General features: G+C 61.9%; 2 protein-coding genes. Both read right to left on the bottom strand.

Annotation, left to right across the window (positions count from 1 at the left end):
- Positions 1-587 (bottom strand): GMC family oxidoreductase N-terminal domain-containing protein (locus tag DD606_RS25065; protein ID WP_176691491.1); only part of this gene is annotated, 587 nt, incomplete at its 3' end.
- Between the two features lie 13 nt (positions 588-600).
- A partial coding sequence (gene betB / locus DD606_RS25070; protein WP_129259451.1) for a betaine-aldehyde dehydrogenase occupies positions 601-1620 on the bottom strand: 1020 nt, incomplete at its 5' end.

A 1620-nucleotide genomic window follows, 5' to 3' on the forward strand; every position in this document is an offset into this window, starting at 1 on the left:
CGGCCCTGCGGCGTGACCGTGCGATCCATCGGGCCAAAGCCTTCCTGCTGATAGCCGTTGAGATCGTCGGTGCGCGGGTAGCCCGCCTGCACGCCTGCCTCCACCATCGCTTCAAACAGCGGGTTCACACCCGGCTTAGAGGTGGTGACGCTCACCGGACCGTCGCCGCCGTGGTAGTCGTTCGGCCCCACGTCGCGGGTCTCTGCCTTGCGGTAGTAGGGCAGGCAGTTGAGATAGCTCCAGTGCTCCAGACCCGGTTCTTTCGCCCAGTTGTCCAGATCCATTGCATTGCCGCGCACGTAGCACATGCCGTTGATCAGCGACGAGCCGCCCAGCCCTTTACCCCGTCCGCACTCCATGCGGCGGTTGTTCATGAAAGGCTCTGGCTCGGTTTCATACGCCCAGTTGTAGCGCTTGCCCTGCAACGGGAAGGCCAGCGCGGCAGGCATCTGGGTGCGGAAGTCAAAGCGGTAGTCCGGCCCGCCCGCCTCAAGCAGCAGGACGGTGGTGTTTGGATCTTCAGTCAGTCGTGTTGCCAGTACGTTGCCGGCAGAGCCGGCCCCGATAATGATGTAGTCAAATTGCAAATAAACCTCCCGGTTAAAATATGGACTGGAATTTACCCATCTCAACCTGGATGGACTTCACCTGGGTGTAACTCTGAAGCGTCATGACGCCGTTCTCACGGCCAATGCCGGAGTGCTTGTAGCCGCCCACCGGCATCTCTGCGGCGGATTCGCCCCAGGTGTTGATCCAGCAGATGCCCGCTTCGAGCTGATGAATGGCGCCGTGGGCGCGGTTCAGGTCGGTCGTGACGATGCCTGCCGCCAGCCCGTAGTCGGTGTCGTTGGCGCGGCGAATCGCTTCCTCAATGGACTCATAGGTGAGGATGGACATCACCGGGCCGAAGATCTCTTCGCGCACGATGGTCATCTCGTCGGTGCAGTCGGTGAACACGGTTGGGGCCACCCACGCGCCGTTATCGAAGCCTTCGCCCTTCAGCACGTCGCCGCCGCACAGCACGCGCGCGCCTTCCTCTTTGCCTTTGGCGATGTAGCGCATCACGCTGTCCCGGTGCGGGAAGCTGACCATCGGACCAAAGTTGGTAGCTTCATCGAACAGATCGCCCGCGCGGATGCGGCCCACGCGCTCAACGATTTTTTGCTCAAACGCGGCTTTGAACTTCGCGGGCACGAACACGCGGGTGCCATTGGTGCACACCTGGCCGGAGCTGAAGAAGTTGGCCATCATGGCGATATCTGCCGCGAGATCCAGATCCGCATCGTCAAACACTATCAGCGGGGATTTACCGCCCAGCTCCATCGTCACCTCTTTCAGGGACGAGGCCGCCGAGTTCGCCATCACCTTTTTGCCGCTGGCGACGCCGCCGGTAAAGGAGACTTTGGCGATGCCCGGATGCTCGGTCAGGTACTGGCCGGTCTCCGCGCCTACGCCCGGCAGGACGTTAAACACGCCGTCCGGCAGGCCCGCTTCGGTGTAGATTTCAGCAAGCTTCAGGGCGGTAAGCGGTGTCACTTCGCTCGGCTTGAAGATCATTGCGTTGCCCGCCGCCAGCGCCGGCGCGGATTTCCACAGGGCGATCTGGATCGGGTAGTTCCA

Source organism: Enterobacter cloacae complex sp. GF14B, from assembly GCF_004136805.1.
Classification (GTDB): Bacteria; Pseudomonadota; Gammaproteobacteria; order Enterobacterales; family Enterobacteriaceae; genus Enterobacter; species Enterobacter hormaechei_C.